The 25,777-nt window shown below is 67.1% G+C and carries 24 protein-coding genes and 2 tRNA genes; 16 read left to right on the top strand and 10 right to left on the bottom strand.

Annotation, left to right across the window (positions count from 1 at the left end):
- Positions 1-38 precede the first annotated feature (38 nt).
- Both bamA and BU28_RS22415 read left to right on the top strand, forming a co-directional pair.
- Positions 39-2,375, top strand: coding sequence for an outer membrane protein assembly factor BamA (gene bamA / locus BU28_RS0108090; RefSeq protein WP_028719022.1), 2,337 nt, complete (start codon positions 39-41; stop codon positions 2,373-2,375).
- Complete coding sequence (locus BU28_RS22415; RefSeq protein WP_051578035.1) at positions 2,375-3,064, top strand: OmpH/Skp family outer membrane protein; 690 nt, start codon at positions 2,375-2,377, stop codon at positions 3,062-3,064. Before bamA ends, BU28_RS22415 begins: the two co-directional genes overlap by 1 nt.
- Here BU28_RS22415 and BU28_RS0108080 read toward each other — a convergent pair.
- On the bottom strand, positions 3,042-3,983 hold the full coding sequence (locus tag BU28_RS0108080) for a nucleoside hydrolase (RefSeq protein WP_028719021.1): 942 nt from the start codon (positions 3,981-3,983) through the stop codon (positions 3,042-3,044). The genes BU28_RS22415 and BU28_RS0108080 overlap by 23 nt on opposite strands.
- Before the next feature lie 60 nt (positions 3,984-4,043).
- Positions 4,044-6,500, bottom strand: a complete 2,457-nt coding sequence (locus BU28_RS0108075) for a penicillin acylase family protein (RefSeq protein WP_028719020.1) — start codon at positions 6,498-6,500, stop codon at positions 4,044-4,046.
- Between the two features lie 124 nt (positions 6,501-6,624).
- On the opposite strand from BU28_RS0108075, the gene BU28_RS0108070 reads away from it, so the two are divergent.
- The 8 genes from BU28_RS0108070 to BU28_RS0108030 all read left to right on the top strand — a co-directional run bounded on the left by BU28_RS0108070 (position 6,625) and on the right by BU28_RS0108030 (position 13,179).
- Positions 6,625-7,491, top strand: coding sequence for an NAD(P)-dependent oxidoreductase (locus BU28_RS0108070; RefSeq protein WP_028719019.1), 867 nt, complete (start codon positions 6,625-6,627; stop codon positions 7,489-7,491).
- Entirely contained in the window at positions 7,488-7,895 is a 408-nt protein-coding gene (locus BU28_RS22410; RefSeq protein ID WP_051578033.1) for a cupin domain-containing protein, read from the top strand. Before BU28_RS0108070 ends, BU28_RS22410 begins: the two co-directional genes overlap by 4 nt.
- A gap of 139 nt (positions 7,896-8,034) precedes the next feature.
- Positions 8,035-8,109: transfer RNA gene (locus tag BU28_RS0108060), tRNA-Val, on the top strand.
- A gap of 533 nt (positions 8,110-8,642) precedes the next feature.
- Positions 8,643-9,197 (top strand): thioredoxin family protein, encoded by a 555-nt coding sequence (locus tag BU28_RS0108055; RefSeq protein WP_028719018.1) that lies wholly within the window; start codon positions 8,643-8,645, stop codon positions 9,195-9,197.
- Positions 9,194-9,877: a phosphoglycolate phosphatase gene (gene gph / locus BU28_RS0108050; protein WP_028719017.1), complete on the top strand. Its 684-nt coding sequence runs from the start codon at positions 9,194-9,196 to the stop codon at positions 9,875-9,877. Before BU28_RS0108055 ends, gph begins: the two co-directional genes overlap by 4 nt.
- A 79-nt stretch (positions 9,878-9,956) precedes the next feature.
- Positions 9,957-10,382, top strand: a complete 426-nt coding sequence (locus BU28_RS0108045) for a protein tyrosine phosphatase family protein (RefSeq protein WP_028719016.1) — start codon at positions 9,957-9,959, stop codon at positions 10,380-10,382.
- A 249-nt stretch (positions 10,383-10,631) separates the two neighbouring features.
- Positions 10,632-12,452: a translational GTPase TypA gene (gene typA, locus BU28_RS0108035; RefSeq protein WP_028719015.1), complete on the top strand. Its 1,821-nt coding sequence runs from the start codon at positions 10,632-10,634 to the stop codon at positions 12,450-12,452.
- Between the two features lie 91 nt (positions 12,453-12,543).
- Positions 12,544-13,179: a hypothetical protein gene (locus tag BU28_RS0108030; protein ID WP_028719014.1), complete on the top strand. Its 636-nt coding sequence runs from the start codon at positions 12,544-12,546 to the stop codon at positions 13,177-13,179.
- A 9-nt stretch (positions 13,180-13,188) separates the two neighbouring features.
- Here BU28_RS0108030 and BU28_RS0108025 read toward each other — a convergent pair whose 3' ends face one another.
- From BU28_RS0108025 to BU28_RS0108005, 5 genes are all read right to left on the bottom strand, one after another.
- Complete coding sequence (locus tag BU28_RS0108025) at positions 13,189-13,512, bottom strand: 2Fe-2S iron-sulfur cluster-binding protein (RefSeq protein ID WP_028719013.1); 324 nt, start codon at positions 13,510-13,512, stop codon at positions 13,189-13,191.
- A gap of 141 nt (positions 13,513-13,653) precedes the next feature.
- Entirely contained in the window at positions 13,654-14,862 is a 1,209-nt protein-coding gene (locus BU28_RS0108020) for a beta-ketoacyl-[acyl-carrier-protein] synthase family protein (RefSeq protein WP_028719012.1), read from the bottom strand.
- Between the two features lie 137 nt (positions 14,863-14,999).
- Positions 15,000-15,260, bottom strand: a complete 261-nt coding sequence (locus BU28_RS0108015) for an acyl carrier protein (RefSeq protein ID WP_028719011.1) — start codon at positions 15,258-15,260, stop codon at positions 15,000-15,002.
- A gap of 12 nt (positions 15,261-15,272) precedes the next feature.
- Positions 15,273-16,376, bottom strand: a complete 1,104-nt coding sequence (locus BU28_RS0108010) for a UDP-3-O-(3-hydroxymyristoyl)glucosamine N-acyltransferase (protein WP_028719010.1) — start codon at positions 16,374-16,376, stop codon at positions 15,273-15,275.
- A gap of 27 nt (positions 16,377-16,403) precedes the next feature.
- Positions 16,404-18,044 (bottom strand): L,D-transpeptidase family protein, encoded by a 1,641-nt coding sequence (locus BU28_RS0108005; protein WP_233144970.1) that lies wholly within the window; start codon positions 18,042-18,044, stop codon positions 16,404-16,406.
- Positions 18,045-18,354: 310 nt separating this feature from the next.
- Between BU28_RS0108005 and mepK the strand changes: the two genes are divergently transcribed.
- The gene (mepK, locus tag BU28_RS0108000) at positions 18,355-18,915 is read left to right on the top strand and encodes a peptidoglycan L,D-endopeptidase MepK (RefSeq protein ID WP_028719008.1); all 561 of its coding nucleotides are present in this window, start codon (positions 18,355-18,357) and stop codon (positions 18,913-18,915) included.
- Positions 18,916-19,034: 119 nt separating this feature from the next.
- Here mepK and BU28_RS0107995 read toward each other — a convergent pair whose 3' ends face one another.
- Together BU28_RS0107995 and BU28_RS22405 are read right to left on the bottom strand one after the other, a co-directional pair.
- A complete protein-coding gene (locus BU28_RS0107995) occupies positions 19,035-19,787 on the bottom strand; it encodes an SseB family protein (protein WP_233144971.1) in 753 nt (250 codons plus the stop codon).
- Positions 19,744-20,367, bottom strand: a complete 624-nt coding sequence (locus BU28_RS22405; RefSeq protein WP_036762397.1) for a uracil-DNA glycosylase family protein — start codon at positions 20,365-20,367, stop codon at positions 19,744-19,746. The genes BU28_RS0107995 and BU28_RS22405 overlap by 44 nt, the downstream gene beginning before the upstream one ends.
- Before the next feature lie 212 nt (positions 20,368-20,579).
- On the opposite strand from BU28_RS22405, the gene BU28_RS0107985 reads away from it, so the two are divergent.
- The 3 genes from BU28_RS0107985 to kdsA are packed head-to-tail and all read left to right on the top strand — an operon-like array spanning position 20,580 to position 23,789.
- Entirely contained in the window at positions 20,580-21,233 is a 654-nt protein-coding gene (locus BU28_RS0107985) for an ABC transporter ATP-binding protein (RefSeq protein WP_028719006.1), read from the top strand.
- Positions 21,217-22,959: a KpsE/RkpR family capsule polysaccharide export protein gene (locus tag BU28_RS0107980; protein WP_028719005.1), complete on the top strand. Its 1,743-nt coding sequence runs from the start codon at positions 21,217-21,219 to the stop codon at positions 22,957-22,959. The genes BU28_RS0107985 and BU28_RS0107980 overlap by 17 nt, the downstream gene beginning before the upstream one ends.
- Positions 22,956-23,789: a 3-deoxy-8-phosphooctulonate synthase gene (gene kdsA, locus BU28_RS0107975; RefSeq protein WP_028719004.1), complete on the top strand. Its 834-nt coding sequence runs from the start codon at positions 22,956-22,958 to the stop codon at positions 23,787-23,789. The genes BU28_RS0107980 and kdsA overlap by 4 nt, the downstream gene beginning before the upstream one ends.
- On the opposite strand, the gene BU28_RS0107970 is transcribed toward kdsA, so the two are convergent.
- Positions 23,779-25,005 (bottom strand): BaiN/RdsA family NAD(P)/FAD-dependent oxidoreductase, encoded by a 1,227-nt coding sequence (locus tag BU28_RS0107970; RefSeq protein WP_028719003.1) that lies wholly within the window; start codon positions 25,003-25,005, stop codon positions 23,779-23,781. The two genes, kdsA and BU28_RS0107970, sit on opposite strands and share 11 nt — an antisense overlap.
- Before the next feature lie 97 nt (positions 25,006-25,102).
- Here BU28_RS0107970 and BU28_RS0107965 point away from each other — a divergent pair.
- Together BU28_RS0107965 and BU28_RS26040 are read left to right on the top strand one after the other, a co-directional pair.
- Positions 25,103-25,177, top strand: a tRNA-Gln gene (locus tag BU28_RS0107965).
- A gap of 130 nt (positions 25,178-25,307) precedes the next feature.
- A partial coding sequence (locus BU28_RS26040; RefSeq protein ID WP_211254159.1) for a hypothetical protein occupies positions 25,308-25,777 on the top strand: 470 nt, incomplete at its 3' end.

The raw sequence follows: 25,777 nt of genomic DNA, 5'->3' as shown, positions 1-25,777 counted from the left end.
CCAACCCGCCGGCCAAGGAATGACCGCGAGGGGCAGCGATGACGGACAAGAAACTCGGCAAGGGCGCGGTGGCGCTGATTTCGGCGCTGACGATGGCCGGCCCCGTGGCGTTCCTGCCGCTGCCCGCATCGGCCTATGTCTTCAGCAACGTGCGGATCGAAGGGAACCAGCGGATCGAGCCCGCGACGATCCTGTCCTATCTGGACCTGCCGCGCGGGCAGGACGTGTCGGGCGGCGACCTGAACGCGGCCTATCAGCGGCTGCAGAACTCGGGCCTGTTCGAGCGGGTCGAGATCGTGCCCTCGGGCGGCACGCTGGTCGTCCGCGTGGCGGAATATCCCACGATCAACACGATCGCCTTCGAAGGCAACCGCAAGCTCAAGGACGAGAACCTGGCCCAGGTCATCAAATCCAAGTCCCGCCACGTCTTTTCCCCCGCCCAGGCCGAGGCGGACGCGGCCGAGCTCAGCAAGGTCTATGCCTCGCAGGGGCGGCTGGCGGCGCGGGTCGATCCCAAGGTGATCCGCCGCGACGGCAACCGGGTCGATCTGGTGTTCGAGATCCGCGAGGGCGACCTGACCGAGATCGAGCGCATCGGCTTTGTCGGCAACCGGGCGTTTTCCGACCAGCGGCTGCGCAACGTCCTGCAGACCAAGCAGGCGGGGCTTTTGCGCAACTTCATCCGGCGCGACACCTTTGCCCCGGACCGGCTGCCGGTCGATGAAAAGCTGCTGACCGATTTCTATCGCTCGCGCGGCTATGCCGATTTCCAGGTCCAGGCCGTGGCGCCCGAGGTCGCGCGCGAACGCGATGCCTTCTACATCACCTTCCAGATCCAGGAAGGGCCCCGCTATACCTTCGGCAACGTGACCACGGTCAGCGAGATCCCCGGGGTCGACGCGGCCGAGTTCGCGGACCAGAACCGCGTGCGCCGGGGCGAGGTCTACAATCCCACCGCCATCGACACGACCATCCGCCGGATGGAGGCGCTGGCGCTGCGCAAGGGTCTGAACTTCGTCAATATCGAGCCGCGCATCACCCGCAACGAACGCGGCCAGACGCTGGACCTGACATTCGCCCTGACCCGCGGCCAGCGCGTCTTTGTCGAACGCATCGACATCGAGGGCAACACCACGACGCTCGACTCGGTCATCCGCCGGCAGTTTGCCACGGTCGAAGGCGATCCCTTCAACCCGCGCGAGATCAGGAACTCGGCCGAGCGGTTGCGGGCGCTGGGATATTTCGCCGATGTCCAGGCCGAAAGCCGCCAGGGCACCGCGCCCGACCAGGTGGTCGTCGACGTGAACGTCGAGGAGCAGCCCACGGGCAGCCTGACGTTCGGCGTGAGCTATGGCGTCTCGACCGGGGTAGGCTTCAACCTGGGGCTGACCGAAAAGAACTTCCTGGGCCGCGGGCAGGAGCTCAGCCTGTCCGTCGCCGCCGGTTCGGATTCGCAAAGCTCGGGCCTGACCTTTGTCGAGCCGTTTTTCCTGGGCCGCGACCTGAGGGCGCGCTTCCAGCTGTGGTACAACACCACCGACCGGCTGAACGCCGATTACAACACCCGCTCGGTCGGAGTTCAGACGGGGCTGGAGTTCCCGATATCGGACAGCGCCCGGCTGGAACTGCGCTACAAGATCAGCAAGGACACGCTGTTCGACGTCGAGATGGTCCATGTGGACGACGAAAGCAGCGAACTGGTCGGTTCGTCGCCGATCCTTTACCTTGAGCAGGGCGGCTATTTCACCTCGGCCCTTGGCTACAGCTACAACTATGACAGCCGCACCGCCGGACTGGATCCGTTGACCAGCTATCGGCTGCGCTTCAGCCAGGATTTCGCGGGCCTGGGCGGCGATGTGAAATCCGTCACCAGCGCGATCTATGCCGGTGCCGAAAGCAATGCCTGGCGCGAGAACGTGACCTTCCTGGCCGAGTTCGAAGCGGGCGCGGTCTATATGCTGAGCGACCAGACCAGCCGATTCCTGGACCGCTATTCGGGCAACGGCAAGATCCGCGGGTTCGAGCCGAACGGCTATGGCCCCCGCGACCTGGCGGCCCCGAACGAGGATGCCCTGGGCGGCAACTACTTCTGGGCGCTGCGTACCGAGATGCAGTTCCCGCTGGGCCTGCCCGAGGAATACGGCATCAAGGGCGGCCTGTTCGCCGATGCCGGGTCCGTCTGGGGCCTGCAGAACACCACCGGCTATGACGGCGTCGAGGTCGATGACGGGATGCATGTGCGCGCGGCGGTCGGCGCCTCGCTGTTCTGGACGACGCCGATCGGTCCGCTGCGCTTCAACTTCGCCAAGGCGCTGAAGAAAGAGGACTATGACGAAGAGCAGTCCTTCGACCTGACGATTTCGACCAAGTTCTGATGCGGGGACGGGCGGTCCTCGGCAGCCTCTGGGCCCTGGCGCTGGCCTTGCCGGCCACGGCCCAGGATGCGGCGGCCCCCCGTGCGCCGGCCGATGCCGTGCCGCCCCTGGTGGTCGATACCCGGTCGGCCGGGGCCGAGCGGGGCTTTCCCCCGATCATGACCATCGACCAGGAGCGGCTTTTCATGGGCTCGCTGTGGGGGCAGAGGGTCCAGGCCGAAGTCGAGCGCCGCTCGCGTGAGATCGCGGCCGAGAACGAGCGGCTGGCAAGCCAGTTCGCGGCCGAGGAGCAGGAACTGACCACCCTGCGCGGCACCCTTCCGCCCGAGGAGTTCCGACAGCGCGCCGACGAATTCGACAAGCGCGTGGTCGCCGTGCGCCGCGAACGCGACACGGTGGCGCGCGACCTGGATGCTCAGGTGGAACAGGAACGCACGGCCTTTCTGCGCGCGGCCCTGCCGGTGCTGGCGCAGGTGATGGAGGAGCGCGGCGCCGTGGTGGTGCTGGATCAAAGCGCGATCTTCGTCTCGGCCCAGTCGGTGGATGTGACGGGCGTTCTGATCGACCGGATCAATCGCGATATCGGCGCGGGCAAGCCGGTGGCGACGAGCGGCCAGGCCGCGCCCCAGCCTCAACCCCAGTCGCAGCCCCCGGCGGCCGGAGCGGCTAGCGGCGGTCCAACCCCGTAATCCGCTGGCCCAGCAGGGTGAAAAGCCCGTCCCGGTCCACATCCCGCAGGAACAGGGCATTGGCTGGGCGCCCGGTGACGCGCCACCAGTCGGCGACGGTCATTCCGGTGGTGAACGCGCCCTGCGTCTCGATCTCGACATTGATGTGGCGGCCGGCGAACAGGTCCGGCTGGATCAACCAGGCGATGGTGCAGGGGTCGTGCAGGGGGGCGCCCTCGGCCCCGTATTTTTCGCGGTCGTAGCGTTCGAAGAAGTCGGTCCAGCCGGCGACGGCCCGGCCCACCGGACCCGAGGCGCGCATCTGTTCGATCCAGTCGCGGCTGGTCAGCGCCTTGTGGGTGACATCGAGCGGCAGCACGGTCAGCGGCGCGCCGGCGGCAAAGACGATCTGCGCGGCCTCGGGGTCGACATAGATGTTGAACTCGGCCGCGGGGGTGATGTTGCCGACCTCGAAATAGGCGCCGCCCATCAGGACGATTTCCCGCAGGCGCGGCACGATGTCGGGGGCGCGGCGGAAGGCGGTGGCAAGGTTCGTCAGCGGGCCCATGGCGACCAGGGTGACGCTGCCCTCGGGTTCGCGGCGCAGGATGTCGATGATGGCATCGACGGCATGGCCGGGCGCCAGCGCCGATGCGGGCTGGAAAAGCGCGATCCCGTCCAGGCCAGACTTGCCGTGGACATGCTCGGCCGTGACCAGGGGGCGCGACAGCGGCGCGTCGCAGCCGGCATGGACCGGAATGTCGGGCCGGCCCGCGATTTCGCAGACGATGCGCGCATTGCGGCTGGTCAGGTCCAGCGGCACGTTGCCGGCAACCGTGGTCAGGGCCAGCACCTCCACTTCCGGGCTGGCCAGCGCCAGAAGGATGCCCACGGCATCGTCCTGGCCGGGATCGGTGTCGATGATGATCTTGCGCGGCATCGGGTGTTCCTGTCTGTGGCGCGGCCAGAATGACCGGCGCGGCGGCGGATGCAAGCGGGGCTATTCGGGGGCCGGCCGCAGGTGGGTGATGCCCGAGGCGCCCGCGCGGGCCAGGCCGGGGTCCAGCGACATGCCGACATATTCCCCGCGCCGCCACAGCTCGGCCATGTCGTCGTAATGGCGCGACAACGGATGGCCCGATTGCCCGGTCGAGATGACAAAGACGGAACTGTCGGGGTCCGCCAGGTCATAGACTCCGCGATAGGCAGCCCCGGTCACGTTCTGCCAGGGGTTCGGCCCCCGGCCCAGGAAGCCCGCCGCCGCGATGGTCGTGTCCGATCCCGAGGTAGGCTGGATCAGGTTGACGATATAGGACACGCCTCGCATGTCGCCCAGGCCCGGATGGACATGACGCGCCCGGTGCAGGTCGCCCCAGCGCCAGCTGGCAAGATCGGGGCCGAAGCGTGCCGTCAGATCCAGCAGCGCTGCGTCCAGCGCCTGGCGGGCGATCTGGGTGCAGGTCTCGACCGGGGCGGACTGGCGGATGTCGCACCAGACCCCGGCGCCCCGTGTGTTGCGGAACACGCGCTCCAGAAAATCGGGGTAAAGCCGGGTCAGGTCGTCGGCCAGCGGGCCCAGTTCATCGCGCAGGATGCGGTCCTGAAGCGCCCGCATCCAGGCCACATAGATCATGGGTTCCGGCAGGTGCTCGCTCATGGCGCCGTCCCAGTTCGCCAGCAGCGCCAGCGCGTCCTGACGCTGGCGTTCGGGTGTGCCCCGGGCCGCGGGCTCTCCGGTGAACCACAGGTCGGCCCCCACCAGCGGCAACAGCGCGCGCGCCACGGGGCTGACGATGTCGTTCTGCGCGGCGATGAAGCTGTCGCGGGAATGCACCTCGCGCGAGTCGATCAGATGGCGCAGGCGGGATTGCCGATAGGGGTCGCCCCGGTCGAAGCCCAGGACGGGTTCGTCCGGCTGGGCGGCGCCGGTCGCGGCCACCATGCCCGAGGCGGGGGCCAGCGTGGTCATGGCGTCCGGCGCCGGCAGCAGCTTGCCCCAGCGGTTGTCCGGCAGCCAGCCCGGCATGGGCAGGCGACCTGCGGTCTGATGCGCGGAACTGCGGCCGGGCAGGGCGCCCGCCAGCACCTGGCCCACGCCGTTGTCGTCGGCCAGCGTGACCAGAAGCGCGGGCGCGACCATCCGGCGCAGCCCCTCGACCGCGACCTGGCGCTCGGGCGCGCGCATCAGCCCGATCAGCGCGCTCATCGAGGTGTCGCCGCCAAAGCCTCCGGTCCAGGACAGGGTGGCGACATGACCGGCAGGCAGGATGCGCTCCAGGTCCAGTTGGCCAGGTGGCAGGACGGGGCCGTTTTCCGTGCGCCGCAGCGTGATCGACAGCGGCTCCTGTCCCTTGACGCGCAGGGTTTCACGCCGGGTCTGGAACTCGGTCCAGCCGCCCGCGCCACGGTAGCGGTTGGCGTCGCCCGGCTGGACTTCCTCGATATGCAGGTCCTGGTCGTCGATCTGGGCGGGGGCGATGCCCCAGGCCAGGTGCGTGCTGCGGCCGGACAGCACCGCCGGGATTCCCGGGATGGTTCCGCCGATCACCCCGCCCGAGCCAAGCTCGAGCCGCGCCAGATACCACAGTCCGGGCGCGGTCAGGGCAAACTGCGGATCATTGGCCAGAAGCGCACCCGAGGCCGCCGTGCGCCGCGCCGCCGCAGCCCAGCCGCTGCCCGAGGCGCCCTGCGCCGGCGCCAGATAACCCGCAAGGCTGGCGGCCCAGTCGGGCGCGGCGATGCGCCGTTCGGCCCCCGTGAACCGCGCGCCCGGAAACAGCGAGGCATAGGCGGGCATCGGCGGTTCGGTCGGCTCGGCGACCAGTTCCTGCCCGCGTTCGGGCGCGGCCAGCGACAGCCTGGCGCGCAGCACCTCGCGCCGCATCTGGACCGAGGCACTGGCCGCGAGCAGCTTCAGGATCGCCAGGGAATCGGCCGGCTCCCAATAGGCGATGTCGTCCGGGAACAGGAAGAATTCCGGCGCGCCACGGCCCAGGGCGCCCAGGTTCACCTGGTGGATCCAAGCGTTGACCCCTTCGGCATAGGCCTCCAGCGCCTCGCGCGTTTCCGGGTCCTGCGCCTCGACCGAGTCGCGGGCATTGCGGTACAGTTCCAGCCTGCGCGCCAGATCGTCGGCGGGCAGGGCGCCCGGCCCATAGATCTCGGCCAGGCGGCCCTGGGCGGCGCGGCGCAGGACGGTCATCTGGAACAGCCGGTCCTGGGCATGGGCCAGACCAAGGGCAAAGAACACGTCGCGGTCGTTGCCGCCGAAGATGTGCGGCACGCCCTCGGTCGTGCGCACGATCTCGACCGGGGCCGCGATGCCCGCCACGTCGAAGGTGGCGTTGTAGTCGGGCAGCGAGCGGATGGTAAAATACCAGACCAGCGCCCCCAGTCCCAAGGATGCCACGATCAGCCCGACCGTCAGCCGAACGAGCCAGCGGAATAGTGTCACCATGGACGCGCCCGAAGCTTGGCGCAGAGGTGGTTGACCCCCGCGGCAGGTGGTGGAATTCATCGGGGTGCATAGGACAGCGCGCGTTCCGGTTCAACGCGCCTTTCACAAGCCAAGGGAGAAAGTGATGGCACGCGTTGCATTTCTGGGACTGGGGGTCATGGGCTTTCCCATGGCGGGCCATCTGGCGGCGGCCGGGCACCAGGTGACGGTCTGGAACCGCACCGCCGCCAAGGCCGAGGCCTGGGCGGGCAAGCACACGGGCCGCGCCGCCGCGACCGCGCGCGAGGCCGCCGAGGGGGCCGAGTTCGTCATGGCCTGCGTCGGCAACGACGACGACCTGCGCCAGGTCTGCACGGCCCCCGAGGGCGCCTTTGCCGGCATGCAGGCGGGCGCGATCTTTGTCGATCACACGACCGTTTCGGCCGCGGTGACGCGCGAACTGTCGGCGCTGGCCGGCGAACGCGGCCTGGGCTTTGTGGACGCGCCGGTCTCGGGCGGGCAGGCGGGGGCCGAAAACGGGCAGCTTTCGGTGATGTGCGGCGGCACGCCCGAAGATTACGCCAGGGCCGAGCCGGTGATCGCAGCCTATGCCCGGATCTGCCGGCTGATGGGGCCGTCGGGTGCGGGGCAGTTGACCAAGATGTGCAACCAGATCGCCATCGCCGGTCTGGTGCAGGGCCTGTCGGAATCGCTGCATTTCGCCGAAAAGGCCGGGCTTTCCATCAGCGAGGTGGTCGAGGTCATCAGCCAGGGTGCCGCCGGCAGCTGGCAGATGCAGAACCGCCACAAGACGATGGAGGAGAACCGCTTCGACTTCGGCTTCGCGGTGGACTGGATGCGCAAGGACCTGGGGATCTGCCTGGCGGCAGCCGACGAGAACGGCGCCAGCCTGCCGGTGACCGCCCTTGTCGACCAGTTCTACAAGGACGTGCAGAACATGGGCGGCGGGCGCTGGGACACGTCCTCGCTGATCGCGCGTCTGCGGAAATGACGCCGCTGATCCATCGCGGCGCGTGCCCTGAGCCGAGCGCCGCATGGTTCGAAGCCCGCTTTGCCGAAAACGGCTGGAGCAATTCCTGGCGCGACGGCATCTATGATTTCCAGCACTATCACGCGACCACGCATGAGGTGCTTGGGGTCTATGCGGGTCGCGCCCGGGTTCAACTGGGCGGGCAAGGCGGTCCCATCCACGACCTGCAGGCGGGCGACGCGGTCGTGATCCCCGCCGGCTGCGCCCATTGCCGGATCGAGGCAAGCCTCGACTTCGCCGTGGTCGGTGCCTATCCTGACGGGGCCGAGCCCGACCTGGTTCGCGGGCCCGGCATCCCCGACCCGGGCCTGCCGCGTCCTGCTGCCGACCCGATCCTTGGCCCGGGCCGCGGCTTTTCGGCGTGACCGTGCCGCGCTTGCCAAGCCCCGCCGCATTGCGCTATCAGCAACCGGCGCGGGCGCTTCGGCCACCGGGGCGTTGGTCGGAAGACGCGCGGAAAACAACGGCATGATGGTCCCGGTTCGGGCAGCGTCGGTCGCAGTCGGGGCGGTAGCTCAGCGGTAGAGCGACACGTTTACACCGTGTTGGTCGGGGGTTCGATCCCCTCCCGCCCCACCATGTCCTTGCGTTTTATCTGGGCTGGTGGAAATTATATCAGTGAAATCAATTGTTTAAGCTCACACCCGATGAAGCGGAGAGTGGTATTATCCGGACATGGTATCAGCTTCGCACAGCAGAGGCGCGCAAGCTTGGGGCAGGGTGAGTGCTTCTGATATCAGGCTCTGACGGAAGACTTAGGCCGTCTGTGCAATAGCCGAGACATCTTCTGCGAACCGTTCCAACCGAGGCCGTCCACAATCTGGGAAGCTGGAGATTCGCCTCGTGCCAGCGCGCGATCTTGCGGCGTTCCTTGAGGCTGAGATGGACATAGGAGCGGGGCATGTGAATCCTCCTTTGGGAAACACATTGCTTTTGTCAAAAAAGTCGCACTTCAATCTTGAATCCATCCGACCAAAGCAAGAACAATGATAATGAGAATTATGTATAGGAACTTCCAAAACCTCATACTTTCGCCCAAACACAGTCTGCAAGCTCTCTCAAACCCGCGCTTGACCTGCTACCGTCGACCAGCATGAAAACCGGGAGGACGGATGGCGGTCAGACCACCAGTTTGCGACTTCGGGGCGCGCGCACCCGATTTCACCTTGCCGGACCCCGACGGACGCCTTCACAGCCTGGCGGAAATCGCCGGGTCTCGCGGTACGCTCGTCATGTTCATCTGCAACCATTGTCCCTATGTCCAGGCGATCATCGACCGGATCACTCGGGACGCGCGCGATCTGCAGGCGCTGGGGATCGGCGTGGTGGCGATCTCGGCCAACGACATCAGCGAATATCCCCAGGACGCGCCCCCGCACATGAAGGCCGAAGCGCTGAAGCACGGCTTCACCTTTCCTTATCTGTATGACGAAACCCAGGATGTCGCGCGTGCCTATGGCGCAGAGTGCACGCCGGATTTCTTTGGCTACAATGCAGATCTTGAACTGCAATACCGCGGCCGGCTGGACGCCTCGGGGCGCGCGGCGGCGGCACCGGATGTGCGCCGGGATCTTTTCGAAGCTATGGCGCTGGTCGCGCAAACCGGGCAAGGTCCGCGCGAGCAGATCGCGTCGATGGGCTGCTCGATCAAATGGAAAGCCTCATGAACACCTGCCTTGCCCCTTGCCCCGTTGTCTTTGATCTGGACGGAACACTGATCGACAGCGCCCCCGACATCCATGCCGCTGTGAATGCGGTGCTGCGGCTGAACAAGACGGCGCCGCTGACCCTGGACCAGGTGCGCAGCTTCATCGGCGGCGGCGTCGACCTGCTGTGGCGCCGGGTGATCGCGGCGACCAGCCTGCCGCTCGAGGCGCACCGGGACCTAGTCGCGTCCTTCATGACGCGCTATCATCAGGCGACCGCGCTGACGCGGCTTTATCCTCATGTGCCCGAGGCTCTGGGCCAATTGGCCGACCGGGGCTATCCGCTGGGGATCTGCACGAACAAGCCCATGGGGCCGACCCGGGCGATCCTGGATCACTTCGGGATTTCGGGGTTGTTCTCGATCGTCATCGGCGGAGATTCCCTGCCCCAGCGCAAGCCTGACCCGGCACCGCTGCATGCGGCCTTCGCAGCCCTTGGCGCCCATCCCCAGCAGCCCCGGGGGCTTTATGTCGGCGACAGCGAATTCGACGCCGAATGCGCCGAGAACGCCAATGTCCCGTTCCTTCTTTACACCCGGGGCTATCGCAAGGGCGCCATCGAGCAGATGCGCTTTGTCCAGCATTTCGACGACTACGCCACCCTGCCCCTGCTGGTCGAGGAAAACTGCCCCGTCGCCTAGGACCGACAGCTTGACAGCGGCCGCAAAGGGGGTGATCCGTCGTAGGGTCGCCCCGTCGCGGAACCTCAAGGAGACCTTCATGGACCTGCGCCAACTGACCCCGGACCTTTCGGTTTCCCCGCAGGTCCAGCCCGAGGACCTGCAGGCCCTTGCCCAAGCCGGCTTTCGCGTCCTGATCAACAATCGCCCCGACGCCGAGGTCGGCCCCGACACCGACAGCACCGCGATGCGCGCCGCGGCCGAGGCCGCCGGCATGGAATATCGCGAAATCCCCTTCGTGCCGGGCGAGTTGACCCCCGACATGGTCGAGGCTCAGGCCGAGGCGCTGGCTCTGCCCGGCCGCAAACTGGCCTATTGCCGTTCGGGCAACCGTTCGACCGTGCTCTGGGCGCTAACGCGCGCGGGGCTTGAACCGACGGAAACGTTGCTCGATACGGCGGCTGGCGCCGGCTATGATCTGTCGGGCGTGCGCGGGCTGATCGAGTCCCTGGCGCGCGGCCGCTGACACGTCCGGGAACCCGATCCACCGGGCCGGGGTTAGTCCCGCACGACCATGAAATCGCGGCCCTTTTCAACGCCGCGCCAGCAGGGGGAATTGGCCTTGAATTCGATCATCTACCTCGTCGGACTTGTCGTCGTGGTGCTTTTCATCCTCAGCATGCTGGGGCTGCGCTAGGCGCACGGGCGATTGTTGCTGGCATTTCGGCCCTTGCTGCGCTAGGGGGGCCGCAATCAATTCAAAGGCCAGCCCCCCATGGATATCCGCAATATTGCGATCATCGCCCACGTTGACCACGGCAAGACCACCCTGGTCGACCAATTGCTGAAACAGTCGGGTTCCTTCCGCGAAAACCAGGCCGTCGCCGAGCGCGCGATGGACAGCAACGACATCGAACGCGAACGCGGCATCACCATCCTTGCCAAGGCCACCTCGGTCGAATGGAAGGGCACCCGCATCAATATCGTCGACACCCCCGGCCACGCCGACTTCGGCGGCGAGGTCGAGCGTATCCTGTCGATGGTCGATGGCGTCTGCCTGCTGGTCGATGCCGCCGAAGGTCCGATGCCACAGACGAAATTCGTGACCTCCAAGGCGCTGGCACTGGGGCTGCGCCCCATCGTCGTGCTGAACAAGGTCGACAAGCCTGCGGCCGAGCCCGACAAGGCGCTGGACGAGGTGTTCGACCTGTTTGCCAACCTTGGCGCCAGTGACGAGCAGCTGGACTTTCCCCATATCTACGCCTCGGGCATCGGCGGCTGGGCGGACGAGTCGCTGGACGGCCCGCGCAAGGACATGTCGGCACTGTTCGACCTGGTGCTGCGCCATGTCGAGCCGCCGAAACAGGTCGCGCGCCAGGACGAGCCCTTCCAGATGCTGGCGACGACCTTGGGCGCCGACCCCTTCATCGGCCGCATCCTGACCGGCCGGGTCGAGGCCGGCCGCGCGAAGGCGGGCGACACCATCAAGGCCCTGTCGCGCGACGGCGAGCGGATCGAACAGTTCCGCATCTCCAAGGTTCTCGCCTTCCGCGGCCTGACGCAGACGCCCATTGACGAGGCGGTGGCGGGCGATATCGTCAGCCTTGCCGGCATGTCCAAGGCGACCGTCGCCGACACGCTTTGCGCGCTGGATGTCGAAACCGCCCTGCCCGCCCAGCCCATCGATCCGCCGACCATCAGCGTGACCTTCGGCATCAACGACAGCCCGTTGGCCGGTCGCGATGGCAACAAGGTCCAATCCCGCGTCATTCGCGAACGCCTGATGAAAGAGGCCGAAACCAACGTCGCCATCAAGGTCGAGGACACGCCCGGCGGCGACGCCTTCGTGGTCTCGGGCCGGGGCGAATTGCAGATGGGCGTCCTGATCGAGAACATGCGCCGCGAAGGGTTCGAACTGTCGATCTCGCGCCCGCGCGTCATCTTCCGCGAGGAGGACGGCCAGCGCCTGGAACCGATCGAGGAAGCCATCATCGACGTGGACGACGAATACACCGGCGCCGTCATCGACAAGCTGACCGGCAACCGCAAGGGCGACCTGGTCGAGATGAAGCCCGCCGGCCACGGCAAGACCCGCATCGTCGCCCATGTCCCCTCGCGCGGGCTGATCGGCTATCAGGGCGAGTTCATGACCGACACGCGCGGCAATGGCGTGCTGAACCGCATCTTCCACAGCTGGGCGCCCTACAAGGGCCCGATCCAGGGCCGCCGCCAGGGCGTGCTCATCAGCATGGAGGACGGCGTGTCCGTGGCCTATGCGCTGTGGAACCTGGAAGAGCGCGGCAAGATGTTCATCGGCGCACAGGAACAGGTCTATCAGGGCATGATCATCGGCGAGCATTCCCGCGACAACGACCTGGAAGTGAACCCGCTCAAGGGCAAGAAGCTGACCAACGTCCGTGCCTCGGGCACCGACGAAGCCGTGCGCCTGACGCCTCCGGTGCGCATGTCGCTGGAGGAAGCCATCGCCTATATCGACGATGACGAATTGGTCGAGGTCACACCCAAGAACATCCGCCTGCGCAAGCGTTACCTCGACCCGCACGAACGCAAGCGCCAGTCGCGCGCCGACGCCTGAACGAAAATCGCGCCTGTCGAAAAACACGGTTCCGCACCTGCGGAACTGTGTTAGGATTACCCTGTTTTTTAACCCGTTTCAGGAACGTCAGATGGCGAGCCAGGGCAATCTCTATCAGACGCTGGTCATGGCTGCCAAGGAACACCTGGACCGCACGGGCAGATTGCCCGATTCCGTGGCGGCCCTTGCCAGCCTGGCCAAGGTGGACCTCAAGGATGCGCAGCAGATCTTTGCCTCGCCCCAAGCGATCTACGACGGCCTGATCTATCAGGGCGTGATCCTGCTGAACGACGCCCTGCGCGAAGGCGTGCTGGAAACGGACTCGCAGGATCCCGTCTCGCAACTCCGGGCGCTGGCAGAAGGCTATGGCGAATGGGCCGAACGCAACCCCGCCCTGTTTCGCCTGCTGTCAGAGGGCCTGAACCAACCCATGGCCGAGGACGGGACCCTGCACCGCTATACGCTGTCGATGCGCGAACTGTTCCTGCGCAAGCTGACCGAAATGCGCGACCTGGGCATCCTGGCCAAGGACACGGACCTGAACGATCTGCTCTTGGTGCTGCATGCCCTGGTCAAGGGCGCGAACACGCTTTTCACGACGCGCTCGTTCGACCCCTGGCTGCACGGCGATTCACGCTCCAGCCGACTGCTGACCCGCATCGTCTTCGACGAATTCATCAACGGCATCCTGCGCTCCCATGCTCCGGTATCGGAGCACGCGGATTAGGGCCATCGGTCAGATCTGCCGCTCGGGCAGTTGCACCACAAGCCCGTCAAGGTCCGGCGTCACCTTGATCTGACAGGTCAGGCGCGAGCGGGCGGGATCGGGCTGCCAGGCGAAATCCAGCATGTCCTCCTCCATCGGGTCCTTGGGCGGCAGGCGGTCGACCCATTCCGGGGCGACATAGACGTGACAGGTGGAACAGGCGCAGGCGCCGCCGCAATCGGCGTCGATGCCGGGCACGCCATTGTCCCGCGCGCCCTCCATCACCGTCATGCCGGGCTTCACGTCGATCTCGTGGGCGGTGCCGTTGTGCTCGATATAGGTAATCTTCGCCATGGGTGCCTTCCTTCGCTTCGATCCCGCAGATAGGCCATCCCGGGCCCGGTGAAAACCCCGTGCCTCGGATCGTTTTTCACCGTTTTCCAAATACCCCGGGGTGAGGCGCGGCACGCGCCGAGGGGCAACGCCCCTGCCCCCTCAGACCTTGCGCAGCGCGATCACTGCGTTCAGCCCGCCAAAGGCAAAGGCGTTGGACAGCACCGCCTCGACCCGAGCCTCGCGCGCCTGGTTCGGAACCACGTCCAGCGCGCATTCCGGGTCGGGCTCCTCATAGCCGATGGTCGGTGCGATCACGCCGTCGCGCAGCGCCATGATGCAGGCCAGCAGTTCGACCGCGCCGGTACCGCCGATCAGATGGCCATGCATCGACTTGGTCGATGAGATCATCAGCCGGTCCGCGTGATGGCCGAAAGCATGCGCCACGGCCGCGCATTCCGTCTTGTCGTTCGCCGCCGTCCCGGTGCCATGGGCGTTGATATAGCCCACCTCCTCGGGTCGCATATGGGCGTCCAGCATGGCGTTGCTGATCGTCCGCTGCGCCCCGATGGCCGAGGGCATCACGATGTCCTGCGCATCGGCCGACATGGAAAAGCCCACCACCTCGGCCAGGATGTCGGCGCCGCGCGCCACGGCGTGCTCCCAATCCTCGAAGACGAAGACCCCCGCGCCCTCGCCCTGCACCATGCCGTTGCGGGTGGCGGAAAACGGCCGGCAGGCGTCCTTCGACATGACCCGCAGCCCTTCCCAGGCCTTGACCCCACCAAAGCACAGCATCGCCTCGGACCCGCCGGTCAGCATTACGGTCGCCGCGCCCGAACGCACCATGTTGAAGGCCATGCCCATCGCGTGGTTCGAACTCGCGCAGGCGGTCGCCACGGTAAAGCTGGGGCCCTGAAGCCCGTATTCCATGCTCAGGTGCGAACAGGCGGCGTTGTTCATCAGCTTGGGCACCACGAAGGGATGGACGCGGTTCTTGCCCTCCTCGTAGACGGTGCGGTAATTCTCGTCCCAGGTGTTCATGCCGCCGGCGGCGGTGCCCAGCACCACACCCGAACGCAGGCCCAGCTCGCCCTCGAAGACCAGCCCCGACTGCTCGACCGCCTCGCGCGCCGCAAGCAGCGTGAACTGGGTGAACTTGTCGTAAAGCACGATCTGCTGGCGATTGAAGTAAAGCTCGGGGTCCCAGTCCCGGACCTGCCCCCCGATCTTGACCGTCAGGCGGTCCACGTCGCGGAACTCCAGCGGGCCGATGCCGCAGCGCCCCTCGCGCATCGCCTCGAAGGTCGAGGGCACGTCGCGCCCCAGCGCATTGATCGTGCCCATGCCGGTGATCGCGACCCGGCGCAGCCCGCTGGCGTGCCGGCCCATGATGACCCGCCCCAGCAGCGTCCGCGCGCGCGAGGTCGCGGATTTCACCTTGCCCTTGACCTTGCCGGCCTTCGGGTCCGTCTTGGCGGGCTTGTCGCCCTTGGTCTTCTTGGCGTTCATGCCTTTTCAGCGACCAGCTTTTCGACGGCCGCGATGATCGAGCCCAGAGTCGAGATGTCGAACTCGGACTTCTCGGGCTCGTTGGCGTTGAAGGGGACAGAGATGTCGAACTCTTCCTCGATGGCAAAGATCGACTCCACCAGCCCCAGGCTGTCGATGCCGATTTCTTGCGGCGACAGCTCGGGCCGGAGTTCGGAAGGCTCCAGCATGGCCTGTTCAGCGATGATCTGGATGATGCGGTCGCGCACGTCTGTCATTTCGGTCTCCAATCAGCCCTTGCCGGCCTCGGGGCGCTTTTCCAACAAGTTCTTAACAATTTCGCGAAGCTCTGCCACCTGCGCATAAAGCCGCGGCAGGCGGCGGATGTTCTTTTGCGCCTCGACCTGGGTTTCCATCTTGACGGCGGGGCTGCCCAGCAGCACGCGGCCGGCGGGCGCGTTGGTAAAGATCTTGGTGGCACCGCCGGCGATCACATCGTCGCCCACGAAGATATTGTCCGAAACCCCGACCTGTCCGCCCAGCACGACACGGTTGCCGATCCGGGCCGAGCCCGCGACGCCGACCAGGCCGCACAGCATGGAATCCTCGCCCACGGTGCAATTGTGGCCGATCTGGACCAGGTTGTCGATCTTGGTGCCCCGGCCGATGCGGGTGGCGCGGATGGTGCCGCGGTCGATGGTGGAATTGGCGCCCACCTCGACATCGTCGCCGATCTCGACCCCGCCCAGCGAATGAATGCGGGTCCAGTGCTGCTGGCGGATCTCGTGCCGCTCGCCCAGGGTGTGGCGGATCTCCTCGACCCCCGACGTCTCGGGGGTGACAAAGGAAAACCCGTCCGCGCCGATGGACACGCCAGGATGCAGGATCACCCGGTCGCCCATCGTGACGCCATGTGCGATGCGCACGCCCGGGTGCAGCAGCACGTCCCGCCCGATCACCGTGTCCCGCCCGATCGAGACATGCGAGGCGATGCGCGCCCCCTGCCCCAGCCGGACCCCGGCGCCGATCACGACGAAGGGGCCGATGGCGGCATCCTCGGGAACCTGGGCCGTGGGGTCGATCACCGCGCTGGGGTGAATGCCCGGGGCGATCCCCGGCCCCGGATCGAACACCCTGGTCAGCCCCGCCATCGCCAGCCGTGGCCGGCCGACCAGGATGGCCGCGCGCAGGCCCAGGGCCTCGGGGTCCATGCCCTCGGCCAGCAGCGCGACGCCGCCTGGCTGCAAGCGCTCGCCATAGGCGGGAGTGGTGGCCAGGGCGATCTGCCCGTCCTGCGCCTGCCCCGCCTCGGCGGCGCTGTGCACCGTCAGGCTTCCGTCGCCCCACAGCCTGGCATCCAGCGCATGGGCGAGTTCGGCAATGGTCACTGTCATCAGGCATCCCCCTTGGTTGGGGATGATCTAATCGCCCGCGACCGCAGAATCCAGACTGCTGTCGATTCCGGCCTTGATCAACGCGGCATGGACCAGCGCATCGCGGCCGTAGATGTCGGGGAAACGCCGGATCTGGCCCGACTCGTCCGGGAAGGCGGTGAAATAGACCAGATGCACCGGCAGGTTGCCGCGGATGTTCAGATAGGTCTCGCGCCCGGTCCCCAGGGCCTTCGAGACGGCAGCCTCGGGATCGCTCAACTGGCCCTCCAGCAGCGCATGGGCCAGGTCGATGGGCCGGCCGACCCGGATGCAGCCGTGCGAATAGGCGCGGCGGCTTTCGTTGAACAGGTGCTTGGTCGGCGTGTCGTGCAGATAGATGTTCCAGGGGTTCGGGAACATGAACTTGACGACGCCCAAGGCATTGTCGTCGCTGGGTTTCTGTCGCATCCGATAGGGAAAGTTCGCGGCCGTGTAGCGGCGAAAGTCGATCCGCTCGCGCGGGATGACATTGCCGCGCCCGTCCACCACGTCCAGATGGCGCACCGCGTTCCGGTTCGCCTGAAGGCGCGGCAGGTATTCCTTGACCGTGATCGAGCGCGGCACGTTCCAGCGCGGGTTCACCACGATGTATTTCATGGGTTCGGTGAACTCGGGCGTCTCATAGGACGGGTCCGCCTTGCCGATCACCACCCTGGTCGCAAAACGCTCTTCGCCGTTCTCCAGGATCCGGGCTGTGAACTCGGGCAGGTTGACCCAGACCTGGCGGGTCAGCGGGTCGTGGCCGTGCATCCAGCGCATCCGTTCAAGCGCGACCAGGATGCTCCAGGATTCGGCGCCGGGGCCGCGGTTCAGCCGCGCCACGGTCCTGGGGCCGGCGACACCATCGTCGGCAAGCCCCGCCTGGCGCTGAAAGCGGGCGACCGCGTCGGTCAGGGGCGGATCGAAGGTGGTCGGATCGCCCAGCGGGGGCGCATCCAGCCCCAGCGCCCGCAGCCGGGCGCGCAGCAGCCCGACGGCGGGATCGGTCATCCCCTCGCGCCAGCTGCCCTCGGGGACCGGGGCCACATCGGCAGGCACAGTCAGCTCGGCTTCGTGCGACAGCGCCGCTTGCAGCGCCAGATAGCGCGGATCGCGCGACGGCAGCGCGGCCAGCCAGGCCCTTGGGTCCGGCGCCGCCGCAAAGGCGCGCATCATCTCGCCCGTCGAGGGACGCTGGACCTTGCGCTTGATGCCGGATTCGACCTTGCCGGGTTCAAGGATGCCGCCGGTGATGTCGTGGCTCCAGCGCGCGAAGGCCAGGGCGAAGGCGATTTCGGCGGTCAGCCAGTCCTGCGGCGCCTGGTCCAGCCTGACCAGCAGATCATGGCCATAGCGCGCCTGGGGAAGACCATGGCTGGCCGCCTGCCCCACCGCCTCGATCAGCGCGGCGCGACGCGCGGTCGCCTCGGCCCCGGTAAAGATCGGCTGCAATCCGTTCGTGCCGTAGAAATCGGCCAGGCCCGGGTTGCCCGCGACCCGGCCGGCCAGCCGCATCTCGTCTGCCGAAAAGCTCAGGCGCGGCGCAGGCAGCGTGGCAACCGCGCTTTGCGCCAGCGCCATATCGCCGGTAAGCGCAACGGCAATCGCACCATAAACAACCACAGCGCGAATCAGCCGAGCGATTTTCACCTTGCTATCCTTTGGTTCGTCTTCCCCGAAGTGTGCCCCAGCCGCAACCCGCGCACCAGAAGGCGCGCCATATTTCCCACGGTGGTGATGCACGCCGGGCACGCCGCCGGACAAAACCTGCAGTTGCGTTCCCACCGCTCTTTCCTGTCGGCGGATTATCGCCGAACATGGCGGATGTTCGCCGTCGGAGGAATCAAAAGCTTCCCTCCGCTCGCGCGCTGGTGACATATTCTTAATCAGTTTCGGGTAAACCCGAGGCCTGCCGGGCAGAGGACCGGCAAAACAAACGAAGCAGGACAGGCGATCTGACATGACGTTTGAAACTATCTCGCGCCGCGGCATCCTTGGTGTGTTCGCGGCGACGACGGTGGCAGCAGCGCCGGTTATGGCCAATGCCTTCGGACTGATACGCGGTGCGGGCGACATCCGGCGCATCCGCATGTATTCGGGACGCACGGGCGAAAGCATCGACACCGTCTATTGGGTCGAAGGCAAGTATATTCGCGACGCCCTGAATGAAATCAACGTGTTCATGCGCGACTGGCGCACGGGCCAGGTGATCGGGATCGACCCGCGCACCGTCGACATCGCCGCAGCCTCGCACCGGCTGCTGCAGACCAACGAACCTTACATGATGCTGTCGGGCTATCGCTCGCCCAAGACCAACGCCATGCTGCGTTCGCGGTCCTCGGGCGTGGCGCGCAACTCGCTGCACATGGTGGGCAAGGCTGCCGACCTGCGCCTGAAATCGCGCTCGGTCGGACAGATGTACAAGGCTGCTGCGGCCTGCCAGGCAGGTGGCGTCGGCAAGTACTCGCGCTCGAACTTCGTGCACATGGACTGCGGTCCTGTCCGTCACTGGGGCGCCTGACTCGCGATCCTTCAAGATTGCGTGACCACGCTAAGACCCGCCCCCTGGGGCGGGTTTTTGCGATTCGGCGTGTCGGGATCACGCGGATCACCGTGACCTCGGCGGGCAGCCGCCGATCCCTAGCGCAGCCGGGGCGGGGCCTTGGGGTCGCGGCGCGGCGCGGCCTCATCAACGGGCGTGGGCACCTCGATGACCAGCGTCCCGGCTGCAGGGGCGCGGTCGGAAAAGGCCAGGTCCAGTCCGCCATCAATCTCGGGCAAAAAGGCGAAAAGCTCGGCAAAGGCCTTCGCCACGGCGTCGCGGTGCCTGTCCGGGACCTTGCCCAGGACCAGGACGTGCCCCGACCGCCCGTCCTCCCATTCGAACAGCGACAGCGCCGCCCAGCCGGCCAGCCCGGCCATGTCGCCCAGCCGCTGGGCCACCGGCTCGGCCAGGATGGCGACCGCCTCGGGCGCGGGGGCGTGGATCAGGCGCGGCGCCTCGTCCGGGGCAAGCCTCGGCCGCGCTTCGAGCGAGGCGAGCAGCCAGGCCAGCGTCGACGCCGCCAGCAGCATCTCGGAGGGATGGCCGGGGTTGACCAGCAACCCCCGCCCCTCGGCCACAAGCGCCTGCGCCAGGACGCGGCCCGGCAAGCCGACGTAAGCGACCGGCCCGTCCAGAAAGCCCGCCAGCCGGTCCTGCGTGTCGCAGGCCAGCGCCATCGACCCGCCCGGCAGGTCGAAGATGCGCAGTTCGGCCCGGTCGCCGGCGGGCTCCTCGACCAGGGCGGCGAACAGTTCCGTGTCGGCCAGCCGCGACAGGACGCGGGCGCGGGCCGGCGGCTCGGCATCATGGAAGGGGATCGGGCACAGCGAATCCAGAGGCGTCATCATGGCTTTCCAGCGTTCTGGCCACGGCCAGGCGCAGCGCGGGCACCAGTTCGGCCTGAAACCAGGGATTGCGTTTCAGCCAGCCGGTATTGCGCCAGGACGGATGAGGCAAGGGAAAGATTGCGGGCGCGTGGTCGCGCCACTGCGTCACCGCCTGCGTGACGCCGTTCCGCGCGCCCAGATGCCAGCGCTGGGCGTGGCCGCCGACCAGCAGGGTCAGGCGCGGCTGCAGCGTCTCCAGCACCTCCCGGCGCCAGGTCTGGGCGCACAGCGGCGGCGGCGGCAGGTCGGAGCCCTTGGCGTCATAGCCCGGAAAGCAGAAGGCCATCGGGACGACGGCAATGCGGCGGCGGTCGTAGAAGACCGCGCTGTCGACCCCCATCCATTCGCGCAGCCGGTCGCCCGAGCGGTCCGCGAAGGGCCGCCCCGCAAGATGGACGCGCATGCCCGGCGCCTGCCCCACGATCAGGATCGACGCGCCCGGCCGGAACCAGGCCACCGGGCGGGGCGCGTGATGCGTCGCGGTCGCGGCAAAGCGCGCCGCGCAGAGCCGGCAGGCGGAAATCCGTTCGACAAGATCCATGCGCTGAAAATAAGAATGAAATGACCGCGAAAAACCCCGTTCCCGTTCACGATAGTTTAAGCCACTCTCGGCCAAGGTAGACAGCATCGCGGAGGGCGCATAAGGTCGCGCGGTGCAGCGCGGCAGCCCCTGGCGGCCGGGTTGTTGGTTCATGGCCCAGGCGCGTCCGGATTGTGCCGGGCTCGCGTCGGGCGCTTGTCGAAGGCTTCGGAATGATCGAGTTCGATAATGTGTCAAAGTCCTTCTGGACGGGCACGCAGCGCAAGGTCATCCTGGACCGCGCCTCCTTCAGGATCGAACTGGGCCGCTCGATGGGGATTCTCGCGCCGAACGGCACCGGCAAGACGACGCTGATCAACATGATGTGCGGGCTGGAAAAGCCGGACGAGGGCACGATCCGCAGCACCTGCCGGGTGTCCTTTCCGCTGGGCTTCATGGGCGGCATCACCGCAAAGCTCAGCGCGAACGAAAACGCTCGCTTCATCGCTCGCATCTATGGCCTCGATCCCGACTATGTCGAGGCGTTCTGCCGCTGGCTGACCGACATCGACGAGTATTTCGACCGGCCCGTCGGCACCTACAGCGCCGGGATGCGCTCGCGCTTTACCTTCTCGCTGATGCTGGCTCTGGAATTCGACCTCTACCTGATCGACGAAGGCATGCCGACCACGACAGACGTCGAATTCAACCGCAAGGCAGGGGCGGTGCTTTACGACCGGCTCAAGTCCGCGACCGTGGTGGTGGTGTCCCACCAGGCCCATACGATCGAGAAATTCTGCAGCTCCGCCGCCGTTCTGCGCGACGGAAAGCTTTATCAGTTCGAAACGCTGGAAGAGGCGAAACAATATTATGACTACACCTCCTAAGGCGCGCGTCTTTCGCACCAGCCGCGAGGAATCGGTCCTTTCGGTCAAGCGCAGCCCGGGTGCGGTCGAGATTGCCCGGAAGGTCCAGATCAGCGTCCGCAAACGCGACGACTTCCCCAGTGCCGGCTCGGCGCGCGATCGGGTCGCGGCCGATCCCTCGCAGCTTTTCGCCCCGCCCCCGGACGAGGACGGCTTCGGCGGCATGCGCTTTCCCGGCGCCGCGTCCAAGGCCGCCCAGGATCAGCCCGGAATGGAGGAGCGGCTTGCCGCGGTGCGGGCCGAAAACCTGACCGGCCGCCAGCTCCGCATGGCCCGCCGCATCGCCGCCATGCACGAGATCGAGGTGTCGAGCGATCACGAGGCCGTCGTCGCCCTGCGCGACCGCGGCATCGACCCGTTCCATCGCGCCTCGGTCGGCCAGGTCCTGTCCGAGGAAGGCGCCCGCGCCCTGCAGGAATCCCGCGCCAATACGATGCCGGTTCCGACCAAGCGCGAAGGCCGCCGCCGCGGCACCGAAATCGTGCCGATTCCGCCCGGCCAGACCAACCTGCCCTCGCGCGAGGCGCTGACCGAGGATCGCCGCGCCGCCGAAATCATCCGCATCCAGCGCGACATCGCCCGGCGCCGGCGGCGCAAGCTGATCATGCTGTTCGCGCGGCTCGCGGCCTTCGTCGGCCTGCCGACGCTGCTTGCGGGGTATTACTACTTCAACGTCGCGACGCCGCTTTACGCCACCGAATCGCAGTTCCAGATCCAGCAGGCGGAAAAGGCCAGCTCGGGCGGGCTGGGCGGGCTGTTCAGCGGAACGCAGCTGGCGACCAACCCCGATTCCGTCGCGGTGCAAAGCTATCTCAGTTCGCGCGACGCAATGCTGCGGCTGGATCGCGAACTGGGGTTCAAGCAGGCCTTCCAGGACGAATCCATCGACCCGATCCTGCGCCTGCCGCCCGACGCGACCAACGAACAGGCCTACAAGCTGTACCGAAACTCGGTGAAGCTGGGTTACGACCCGACCGAAGGCGTCATCAACATGGAGGTGATCGCCCCCGACCCCAAGCTCAGCGAGCAGTTCTCGCTGGCGCTGATCAAGTATGCCGAAGGCCAGGTGGACCAGATGACCGCCCGCCTGCGCGAGGATCAGATGAAGGGCGCGGTCGAAAGCTATCAGGACGCCGAGGCGAAGGTGCAGCAGGCCCAGGTCCGCGTGCAGGAATTGCAGCAGAAGCTGGGGGTCCTTGACCCCGTGGCCGAAGGCAGCGTCATCATGGGCCATATCGCCGAACTGGAACGCCAGCTTGCCGCGAAAAAGCTGGAATTGGGCCAGTTGCAGGCGAACGAGGTGCCCAACCGCAGCCGCGTGCTGGGCGTGCAGGGCGACATCTCGCGACTCGAGGCGATGCTGGACGAGACGCGCGGCCAGTTGACCGAAGGCAACAACGTCCGGGGCTCGCTCGCCACCATCTCGGGCGAGATCCGCATCGCCGAATCCGATCTCGTCACCCGGCAGGAACTTCTTGCCGCCGCCGCCGCGCAGATGGAGAACGCGCGGATCGAGGCGAACAAGCAGGTGCGCTATCTCGCCCTGTCGATTGCCCCCGTCGCCCCCGACGAGGCAACCTATCCCAAGGCTCTCCAGAACACGATCGTGGCCTTCCTGATCTTTGCCGGCATCTACCTGATGCTGTCGCTGACCGCCTCGATCCTGCGCGAACAGGTGTCCTCATGAACCATGTCAACGTCGGCAACGTCACCTTCGGCAACGACCTGCCGCTGGCCGTCATCGCCGGTCCCTGCCAGCTTGAAACCCTGGACCACGCGCTGGGTATCGCCGAAACCATGTCGCGCGCCTGCGCCCAGGCCGGCGCCGGCTTCGTCTTCAAGGCCAGCTACGACAAGGCCAACCGCACCTCGCTTTCGGGCCGGCGCGGCGTCGGCATGCAGGACGGGCTGCGCATGCTGGAAGAGGTGCGCGCCCGCATCGGCTGCCCCGTCCTGACCGACGTGCACGACATCGCCCAGGCCCGCGCAGCCGGGGCAGTGGTCGACGTGATCCAGATCCCGGCCTTCCTGTCGCGCCAGACCGACCTGTTGCTCGCCGCCGGGGAAACCGGCGCTGTGGTCAACATCAAGAAGGGCCAGTTCCTTGCCCCCTGGGACATGGCGAACGTGGCGCAGAAGGTCGCCTCGACCGGCAACCAGGGCATCATGCTGACCGAACGCGGCGTCAGCTTCGGCTACAACACCCTGGTCGCCGACATGCGCAGCCTGCCGATCATGGCCCGCACCGGCTGGCCGGTCATCATGGATGCGACCCATTCCGTGCAGCAGCCCGGCGGGCAGGGCAATTCGTCGGGCGGCCAGCGGGAATTCGCGCCGGTCATGGCCCGGGCGGCGGTATCCCTGGGCGTGGCCGGCGTCTTCATCGAAACGCACGAGGACCCGGACAACGCGCCCTCGGACGGTCCGAACATGATCCCGCTGGAAAAGATGCCGGCGCTCGTCGCCTCGCTGATGCGGTTCGACGCGCTGGCCAAGGCCGAGCCCGTCATGGGCTGAGCGTCGCTTCGGCGGCGATGCCGCGGGCGGCCGCATGGGCCGAGGCCCAGGCCCATTGGAAGTTGTAGCCGCCCAGCCAGCCGGTCACGTCCACCACCTCTCCGATGAAGTAAAGCCCGGGCACGGTCCTGGCCTGCATGTCGCGCGCGTTCAGGGCGCGGCAATCGACGCCGCCCAGCGTGACCTCGGCGGTGCGCCAGCCTTCGGTCCCGACGGGCCGCAGGCGCCAGCGATGCACGCGCTCGGCCAGACGGTCCAGATCGGCGTTGCGCTGGTCCGCCAGGCGCGCGGCGGCGCCGCCCAGCTCGTCCAGGATGGCATCGGCCAGCCGGGCCGGCAGATGGCGCGCCAGCGCCGTGCCCAGGGCGACGCGGCCGCCCTGCCCGCGCTGCGCGCGCAGCAGCTGGCCCAGGTCCTGGCCCGGCAGCAGATCGACCGAGATATCCTCTCCGGGCCGCCAGAAGCTGGAGATCTGCAGGATCGCCGGGCCCGACAGGCCGCGGTGGGTGAAGAGCAGCCCGTCGCGGAAACGGGCCGCCGCGCGGCCCTGGCCGTGGCTGACCTCGGCCAGGACCGACAGGCCCGCCAGCGGCCGCAGCCGCTCCAGGTCCTGGACCGCGAAGGTCAGCGGCACCAGCCCGGGACGGGGCTCGACAAGGCCCAGCCCGAACTGCGCGGCGATCTCGTAGCCCAGGCCGGTCGCCCCCATCTTGGGGATCGAGCGGCCGCCCGTTGCCACCACCAGCCGCCTGCTCCGCACGGTGCCCCGGCTGGTCGCGACCTCGAACAGCCCGTCCACCTGCCGGATCGCCTCGACACTGGTCCCCAGCCACAGCTGCGCGCCGCGCATCCGTTCCAGCAGCAGGTCGACGATCTGGCGCGCGCTGCCGTCGCAGAACAGTTGGCCCAGCGTCTTTTCGTGCCAGGCGATTCCCGCGCGGTCGACCAGCGCGGTGAAATCCTCGGGCCGATAGCCCGAGAGCGCCGAGGCGCAGAACCGCGGATTGCCCGACAGGAAGCGGTCCCGGCTGGTCGCCAGATTGGTGAAATTGCAGCGCCCGCCCCCTGAAATCCTTATCTTTTCGCCCGGAGCCCGGGCGTGGTCGATGACCAGGACCTCGGGCCGCGCGGCGGCGCCGGAAAGCTCGAGGAGGGAGCCGGCGCAAAAAAGCCCGGCGGCCCCCGCGCCCAGGATGATGGTGTCGAGATGTTTCATGCTGGGCCGCATATCGCCCCGCAAAATTGCCCACAACAAATTTCGAAAAGGCCCTTGCACCCCCTGACCGGCTTGGCTAGATACGCCTCCACAGAGTTGGGGCGTGGCCAAGTGGTAAGGCAACGGTTTTTGGTACCGTGTACCGTAGGTTCGAATCCTACCGCCCCAGCCAGTCATCTGAAAAGCACAGTTGCTTCAGCACGTTGATGCCGCCCGACAGGGGTTGGTGACAGCGCGTCAGCATAATGACACGCGGTCGTCCCTCCGTCCCGACCCGCTGACCCCACATCAAGGGGTCCACTTTGGGCATTGCAAACTATGTGTTTCGGCGCGGTCGGCTGTATGTGTGGCGGCGCCTGTATCGCGGACAAGCCATCCAAATCCCGCTCTCAACCGCTGACCCGTTCGAAGCGAAGCGGTTGGCAGGTGCCGCAATCAGCGTCTCAACCTCAGGTTGGAATCTGCTTGACCGGGGCGAGGCGGAGTTGTCCACTGTCCGCGACGCGATCCGCGCCGCCGTGAAGCGCGAGCGAGTCGCGTTGGATTATGAGGCCGCCGGGGGAAACCCCGCCACCTTTCCGGGAGTATCCGCCTTCTACTTCTTTTTCGGACTGACCGCCCCCGATGATGAGCCGGAGCGACCCAAGCGTGACACGCAGGGGCCGAACACTGCGGATGGCTCTGATGATGTGACCGCCCCCCCGACGGCTTCGCTGTGCCAGGGTGGGTCTGGGACGATCCACAGAGGGGAGAGGTCATGTCGGAGATTACC

It is taken from the genome of Paracoccus yeei ATCC BAA-599, assembly GCF_000622145.1.
GTDB classification, from domain to species: Bacteria; Pseudomonadota; Alphaproteobacteria; order Rhodobacterales; family Rhodobacteraceae; genus Paracoccus; species Paracoccus yeei.
Note: the sequence above shows the minus strand (reverse complement) of the source record. Positions and strands in the feature narration are given on the sequence as shown.

Coding starts and splice junctions, on each gene's coding strand:
- bamA (WP_028719022.1), top strand. CDS start 39: ATGACGGACAAGAAACTCGGCAAGGGCGCGGTGGCGCTGATTTCGGCG.
- BU28_RS22415 (WP_051578035.1), top strand. CDS start 2,375: ATGCGGGGACGGGCGGTCCTCGGCAGCCTCTGGGCCCTGGCGCTGGCC.
- BU28_RS0108080 (WP_028719021.1), bottom strand. CDS start 3,983: ATGCCGCGCAAGATCATCATCGACACCGATCCCGGCCAGGACGATGCC.
- BU28_RS0108075 (WP_028719020.1), bottom strand. CDS start 6,500: ATGGTGACACTATTCCGCTGGCTCGTTCGGCTGACGGTCGGGCTGATC.
- BU28_RS0108070 (WP_028719019.1), top strand. CDS start 6,625: ATGGCACGCGTTGCATTTCTGGGACTGGGGGTCATGGGCTTTCCCATG.
- BU28_RS22410 (WP_051578033.1), top strand. CDS start 7,488: ATGACGCCGCTGATCCATCGCGGCGCGTGCCCTGAGCCGAGCGCCGCA.
- BU28_RS0108055 (WP_028719018.1), top strand. CDS start 8,643: ATGGCGGTCAGACCACCAGTTTGCGACTTCGGGGCGCGCGCACCCGAT.
- gph (WP_028719017.1), top strand. CDS start 9,194: ATGAACACCTGCCTTGCCCCTTGCCCCGTTGTCTTTGATCTGGACGGA.
- BU28_RS0108045 (WP_028719016.1), top strand. CDS start 9,957: ATGGACCTGCGCCAACTGACCCCGGACCTTTCGGTTTCCCCGCAGGTC.
- typA (WP_028719015.1), top strand. CDS start 10,632: ATGGATATCCGCAATATTGCGATCATCGCCCACGTTGACCACGGCAAG.
- BU28_RS0108030 (WP_028719014.1), top strand. CDS start 12,544: ATGGCGAGCCAGGGCAATCTCTATCAGACGCTGGTCATGGCTGCCAAG.
- BU28_RS0108025 (WP_028719013.1), bottom strand. CDS start 13,512: ATGGCGAAGATTACCTATATCGAGCACAACGGCACCGCCCACGAGATC.
- BU28_RS0108015 (WP_028719011.1), bottom strand. CDS start 15,260: ATGACAGACGTGCGCGACCGCATCATCCAGATCATCGCTGAACAGGCC.
- BU28_RS0108010 (WP_028719010.1), bottom strand. CDS start 16,376: ATGACAGTGACCATTGCCGAACTCGCCCATGCGCTGGATGCCAGGCTG.
- mepK (WP_028719008.1), top strand. CDS start 18,355: ATGACGTTTGAAACTATCTCGCGCCGCGGCATCCTTGGTGTGTTCGCG.
- BU28_RS0107995 (WP_233144971.1), bottom strand. CDS start 19,787: ATGATGACGCCTCTGGATTCGCTGTGCCCGATCCCCTTCCATGATGCC.
- BU28_RS22405 (WP_036762397.1), bottom strand. CDS start 20,367: ATGGATCTTGTCGAACGGATTTCCGCCTGCCGGCTCTGCGCGGCGCGC.
- BU28_RS0107985 (WP_028719006.1), top strand. CDS start 20,580: ATGATCGAGTTCGATAATGTGTCAAAGTCCTTCTGGACGGGCACGCAG.
- BU28_RS0107980 (WP_028719005.1), top strand. CDS start 21,217: ATGACTACACCTCCTAAGGCGCGCGTCTTTCGCACCAGCCGCGAGGAA.
- kdsA (WP_028719004.1), top strand. CDS start 22,956: ATGAACCATGTCAACGTCGGCAACGTCACCTTCGGCAACGACCTGCCG.
- BU28_RS0107970 (WP_028719003.1), bottom strand. CDS start 25,005: ATGAAACATCTCGACACCATCATCCTGGGCGCGGGGGCCGCCGGGCTT.